The sequence below is a fragment of the Sphaerisporangium sp. NPDC088356 genome, assembly GCF_040685555.1.
Classification (GTDB): Bacteria; Actinomycetota; Actinomycetes; order Streptosporangiales; family Streptosporangiaceae; genus Sphaerisporangium.
This window is the reverse complement of record NZ_JBFBIK010000209.1, coordinates 1-6204: the sequence shown is the minus strand read 5'-3', so window position 1 is coordinate 6204 and position 6204 is coordinate 1. Positions and strand designations below refer to the sequence as shown.

Genomic DNA, 6204 nt, shown 5'->3' with positions numbered 1-6204 from the left:
CGAACTCCACCCGCTCCGCCGGCACCACCTGGGACTCCTACAGCCGCACCGCCGGTACCACCTGGGACAGCTACTCCCGCACCCCCGGCACCACCTGGGACTAAGAATAAAAACGCGCTGAAACCCTCAACACTTCTGAAAACAACTAAAGGCACCTCCGCCCCGAACAGCGGACAAGAAAGCACATGAACAGGCTCTGCCAAGCCGACTAAGACCATCACCTGCGTTCAAGACGATGGCATCGGCGAGCATCGAAGCCCCAGACATCGAAAGCGGCCAGGTCAACGCCGAGACATCCCTCTCAGGCCCGACCGGCCAGATCGCCACCAGCGCCCAGAGGTCCCCGCCACACGCGGCTCGCCGCCGGTATCCGGGCATGCCCGGACTCGGCCCCCGATTGACCACGACGGCCTCATGTCCGCCGAGCGAAGCCACCCAAGCTTCAGTCAGCCGTTCTCCTCGGCGGGACGAACCAGAGTAAGTGATCTCCGTAGGGGGCGTAGCGTGAGGGTTTCCGAACAAGCCTGTATGACCTAGGAGGGTCTGTATGGCGAAGACCCCGATGCCCCGGACCTAGTAATGTATTTGACAACCTCGCGTCGCACTCTTCTTGTGTGGTGAAGACCATACGGTTCTGCGACTCATTCTTCAGCGCACCGAAGAACGATTCCGCCAGGGCATTGTCATAACAGACGCCAGTCCGGCCGACGGACTGGCGTGTTCCCATTTCCTTGAGTTTCTTGGCGAAGTCATACGACGTGTAGTTGCTCTCGTACGTAAGCTGAGGGTGTGTCCCCCGCACTGGTCCTGCTCGACGGCGTCCACTGGCGGGGTGCGCGCGTGGTCGGCGATCGCGCGCACACCCTGCTGGCCGTGCTCGCCATGCACGGGCGTGCCGGGGTCAGTGACGAGCGCCTGGTCGAGGAGTTATGGCCCGACGAGGCGCCGGCCAACCCGACGAAGGCGCTGCAGGTGGTCGTCTCACGGACCAGGGCGGCGACCGGCGCCGACGTCGTGGTGCGGATCCCGCGTGGTTACCGGCTCGGGCTGCCCGCGACTCAGGTTGACGCGCTGCTGCTTGGCGCGCTGGTGGAGCAGGCGCGGGCCGCACTGGGCGAGGGCGACATGGCGCTCGCGCGTCGCCGCGCCGAAGAGGCCATAAGTCTCCTGCCCGGCGGCTTGGACGGCGCCACGGGCGCACTCGCTGAGCTGAGGGGCGTCGCTGCAAGGTGGGTGGCCGAGGCGCGATGGGTGGCGGCGATCGCGCGGGGCCGGAGCGGCGCTCACGAGGGCGCACTGCCGCTGCTGGAGGAGGCCGCGGCCGATCGGCCACATGACGAGGAACTTCTTGCCTGCCTGCTGCGCAGCGAGGCCGCCGTACGAGGTGCCGCCGCCGCTCTGGAGCGTTACGAGCGGTATCGCGCGGGCCTGGCCGCGCGGCTCGGCACTGGACCAGGGCCTGAGCTCGCCCGCGTGTACGCCGAACTCCTCGTCGCCGATCGGCCGGTACGTGAGGGCATCCTGTTCGACGGTTCCTCGCTGCTCGGCCGCGACAGCGATATCCGTGCGGTGCACGCCCTGTTGCAGACCAACCGGGTGATCTCCATCATCGGCCCTGGCGGACTGGGCAAGACGCGGCTGGCCCATGTCGTCGGCAGGAACGCCACACAGCCCATCGCTCACTTCGTCGAACTCGTCGGCGTCTCCTCGCCGGAGGGCGTGGTGGGCGAGGTGGGCTCGGCGCTCGGGGTTCGGGACTCGGTCAGCGGGCGGCATGCCCTGACCGCCGAGCAGCGCTCCGACGTTCGCGCCCGGATCGCCCAGCATCTCGACCAGGCTCCGGCGCTGCTGATCTTGGACAACTGCGAGCACGTGATCGAGGCCGTCGCCGACCTGGTGGCGTTCCTGACCGTGACGACCCGCGACCTGCGGGTGCTCATCACCTCGCGCGCCCCCTTGTCGATCCCCGCCGAACGCGTCTACCCGCTCGGCGAGCTGCCCACGGGCGACGCGGTGGAGTTGTTCCGCCAGCGCGCCACGGCCGCTCGCCCGGGTGTGCGGATCGACGAGGGAGTGGTCGAGGAGGTCGTCGCCCGCCTCGACGGGTTGCCGCTCGCGATCGAGCTGGCCGCGGCCAAGGTGCGGGTGATGTCGGTGGAACAGATCGCGCGGCGCCTGGCGGACCGGTTCGCCCTGCTGCGCGGCGGGAACCGTACGGCCCCCGACCGGCACCAGACGCTGCTGGCCGTCATCGACTGGTCGTGGAACCTGCTGGAGGGGCCGGAACGGCGGGCGTTGCGGTGGCTGTCGCTGTTCGGCGACGGTTTCACGCTGGCCGCGGCCGAGCAGATACTCGGCCCGGACGCCCTGCGCGTCGTGGACGCGCTGACCGAGCAGTCGATGCTGAGCGTCCGCGAGACGGCGTACGGCCTGCGCTACCGGATGCTGGAGACCGTCAGGGAGTTCGGGCGGATGCGGCTGGAGGAGGCCGGCGAAGAGGCGCCCGCCCGGGCGGCGCAGCGGGCCTGGGCGACGACGTACGCCCTCGATCACGCCTTCGAGCTGTTCGGCCCGGCGCAGTTCGCGGCGGTCGACGCGTTGCGCGCCGAAGAGGGCAACCTCGCCGATATGCTCCGGCAGGCTCTGGGCGAGTCCGATCCGGTCACGACGGTCCAGTTGCTGGCCAGTGTCGGCGCGCTCTGGTCGATCCGCGGCGAACACTTCCGGCTCCTCGTCCACTGGGGAGCGATCAACGAGGTGGTCGACGGCTGGGCGGTGCCGCCGCACCTCACCGAGGTGACCAGGGCCGCCATGCTGGTCACGCTCATGAACGTCGCGATCATGAGCGACCGCCGCGGCGATCCGTTGCGCGCTCTGCTGCGCAGGCTGCCCACCACTGACACGGTCGATCCCCGCGTGGCGGCGATGGCCACGGTGCTGCTCGCGTGCGACGCGGCCGACGGCGTCGAGGTGCGCCGCCGGCTGGCGGAGCTGTGCCGGAGCACCGACCCCGACGTCGTCCTGGCGGCGACGCACATGAGCGTCCACGTGCTGGAGAACGCGGGTGAGGTGAACGGGGCGATCGAGGCCGCCGAGCGGACCCTGGCGATGCTCTCCGACAAGGACGGGCCGTGGTTCAGCGCGATCATGCACGCCGAGCTGGCCCATCTGGTCATGCAGCGCGGCGATCGCCGGCGCGCGGTCGCACACGCGCGCACCGCCATGCCGGTGCTGAGCCGGCTCGGCGCCACCGACGACGAGACCCAGCTACGCGCGGTGCTGCTGGTCTCCGCGCTCGCCGACGGCGATCTCAGCGCCGCGCAGGCGGAGCTCGCCGGGATCTTCGGGATCAACGACGGCGAGGCCGTGCTCGGCGGGAAGGCCATCGTCTCGTTGTACGCCGCCGAGCTCGCCCTCGCCCGTGGCGAGACGGCCGCCGCGCTCGCGGAGTACCGTCTGGCCGTCCGGCGGGCACGCGATATGCGGCTGCCCGGGTTTCCGCCCGCGGAGTTGACGCCGTGGACGACCGTCGCGGTGTCGGTCGCCCTGACGGCGTACGCCTACCACGCCCCGCCGGACGAGGTCCGGTACGGCGAGGAGTTGTTCTCCACCCTCCGGGGCCACGACGTGCTGGCCGTGCAGAGCCCCGTCCTGGACTATCCGATGTGCGGCTTGGTGCTGTTCGCGCTCGGCGCCTGGGGGTTGCTGCGGGAAGTGCTGCCCCCCGGCGACTCGATCGGGTTGCTTGTGCTGGCCGAGCGGTTCGCGTACATCAGCAGCATGCCCAGCCTGACCTTCGAGCGCATCGAACCGCACGCGGAGCGGGCCGCGCCGGGGATGATCGCCGCTGTACGGGCCGGGTACGGCGATCGGCGCGGCTCCGACCTGCTCGACGAGGCGCGGCGCCTCCTCGAGCGGGTCTCCGGCCGGGAGCGGCGACGGTCACATGTGCCGTTTGTAGCTGCGCACCGACAGCGGCGCGAAGATCGCGATGACGATCACGCACGCCAGGAGCGTCCAGGCCACCTCTCCGCTGACGACGGCGTTGTTGGCGAGGTCGCGGGCGGCCGTGACCAGGTGTGAGACCGGGTTGATCCGTACGAACGCGGCCAGCCAGCCGGGCAGGGTCTCGACGGGGACGAACGCGTTCGAGAGGAACGTCAGCGGGAACAAGATCATCATGGAGATGCCCTGCACGGCCTGGGCGCTCCGGGCGATCGTGCCGACCCAGGTGAAGACCCAGGCCAGCGACCAGCCCGTGATGATCGCCAGCAGGATCGCGGCGAGTACGCCGCCCGCGCCACCGCCCGGGCGGTAGCCCATCACCAGGCCCATGCCGAAGGTCAGAGTGGCCGCGATCGTGTAGCGCAGCAGGTCGGCCACCATCGGGCCGGCGAGCGGCGCGATCCGGGCGATCGGCAACGACTTGAACCGATCGAAGACGCCCTTCTCCATGTCCTCGCGGAGTTGCGTGCCCGTGGCCATGCACGTCGTCAGCACGGTCTGGGCGAGGATGCCCGGGATCATCAGGGGGAGGTAGCTCTCCACGTCGCCGGCGATGGCGCCACCGAAGATGAAGGCGAACATCGCGGTGAACAGGATGGGCTGCAACGCCACGTCGAAGAACTGCTCCGGGTTGCGGCGCATCTTCTTGAGCGCCCGCCACGCCATCGTCAGGGTCTGGCTGAGCGTCTCCCCCGTGGAGACGCGCCGCCGGGCGGCCGCCACGCGGTCGGCGGCGCGGACCGCCTCGCGGGCGGGTGCGGTCGTGGTGCTCATCGGTTCTCCTCCGTGCCGGTCTCGTCGTCCCCATCCGTCTCGTGGCCGGTGAGGGCGAGGAACACCTCGTCCAGGCTGGGCTTGGCCACGCTGACCGAAGAGATCGACACCCCGGCGGTGCGCAGCGCGATCAGTACGTCCGCGGCCAGGTCGGCCTGGTCGAGGGCGACGTTGAGGCGGCCAGGCTCCCGGCTGAGGACCGGGTCGGAGCCAAGGACACTCCGCACGACCTCCACTGCGGCGGGTACCTCGGCCGGATCGGCGAGCAGCAACTGGAGGGCGGAGTCGCCGACCGCGGTCTTCAACTCGTCGGGGGTGCCCTCGGCGACTTTGCGGCCGTGGTCGATGACGGCGACGCGATCGGCGAGTTGGTCGGCCTCGTCCAGATATTGCGTGGTCAGCAGCACCGTGCAGCCGTTGGCGACCAGGCCGCGGATGGTGTCCCACATCTGGCCGCGCGTGCGTGGATCGAGGCCGGTGGTCGGCTCGTCGAGGAAGATCAGCGGTGGCTTGGTGATCAGGCTGGCCGCGAGGTCGAGGCGCCGGCGCATGCCGCCGGAGAACTGCGCGATCGGTTTGTCGGCAGCCGCCTCCAGACCGAACTGGCCCAGCAGTTCGGTGGAGATGCGCCGGGCGCGCGGCGCGGCGATGCCCTGCAGGCGACTGAACAGCCAGAGGTTCTCGCGTGCGGTCAGGTTCTCGTCGACCGACGCGTACTGTCCAGTGACGCCGACCAACTGGCGGATCACGTGCGGGTTGCCGGCCACGTCGACCCCGAAGATCTCGGCACGGCCCGCGTCGATCTTCAACAGGGTGGCCAGCATCCTCAGCATGGTGGTCTTGCCGGCGCCGTTCGGGCCGAGGACGCCGAAGATCTCACCGGGGCGTACGTGCAGGTCGATCCCATCCACGGCACGGTGCTCGCCGAACGTCTTCACAAGCCCTTCCGCACGTACGGCCAGATCGGCGCCCCCGTCAGGGGCAGGGCCGCCCCCGGTACGTTCGAGTTCTGTGATGCTCATGGCTTCACTCTCGGCGGTGCCGGTTTCACGGCACCCTCGGCCGGTTTCACCGGTTGCCGGGAGCGGGGCATGGGGGACACGGAACGCTGTTCGGCCGTCAGCGTTCATTCTGGGGGTCGATTCCCCGGTGATCACGACTATCCGTCCGGCCGTGGGAAGTCGCAGCCCCACAGCAGCGAGCGAGCTCCCGCGCCGTTTGTCACGACACATCCACGACAGAGAGGCCGCTTTCCTGTGCCCTCGCGACTCGGTCAGGTTGACGTCCTGACCTGGGGTTATGGTGCGGCGCGGCGTCCTTCTTCTGGGCGTGGCAGGAAGGTGTCAGGGGGGTGCAGCTTGCTGCCGTCCGTTCGTCTGGTTTGTGGGTTGTGATTCCCGCAGAGTTGTTTGTGCGAGAACAAAT

At 69.6% G+C, this 6204-nt stretch carries 2 protein-coding genes and 2 pseudogenes; 1 reads left to right on the top strand and 3 read right to left on the bottom strand.

The genetic code is table 11. The annotated features are described in order from the left end of the window. Positions 1-640: 640 nt before the first annotated feature. A pseudogene (locus AB0O34_RS35845) lies at positions 641-763 on the bottom strand (IS3 family transposase); the annotation flags it as partial. Positions 764-882: 119 nt separating this feature from the next. Here AB0O34_RS35845 and AB0O34_RS35840 point away from each other — a divergent pair. Continuing rightward, positions 883-2253 (top strand): annotated as a pseudogene (locus AB0O34_RS35840) (BTAD domain-containing putative transcriptional regulator); the annotation flags it as partial. Between the two features lie 1689 nt (positions 2254-3942). Here AB0O34_RS35840 and AB0O34_RS35835 read toward each other — a convergent pair. Next, positions 3943-4779 carry an ABC transporter permease gene (locus AB0O34_RS35835; protein WP_363923286.1) on the bottom strand — a complete coding sequence of 279 codons (837 nt, stop codon included), beginning with the start codon at positions 4777-4779 and terminating at the stop codon, positions 3943-3945. Then, a complete protein-coding gene (locus AB0O34_RS35830; RefSeq protein WP_363923284.1) occupies positions 4776-5801 on the bottom strand; it encodes an ATP-binding cassette domain-containing protein in 1026 nt (341 codons plus the stop codon). Before AB0O34_RS35830 ends, AB0O34_RS35835 begins: the two co-directional genes overlap by 4 nt. Positions 5802-6204: the final 403 nt, after the last annotated feature.

Excerpts from the sequence above, each read along its gene's own strand:
- AB0O34_RS35835 (WP_363923286.1), bottom strand. The coding sequence starts at position 4,779 with ATGAGCACCACGACCGCACCCGCCCGCGAGGCGGTCCGCGCCGCCGAC.
- AB0O34_RS35830 (WP_363923284.1), bottom strand. The coding sequence starts at position 5,801 with ATGAGCATCACAGAACTCGAACGTACCGGGGGCGGCCCTGCCCCTGAC.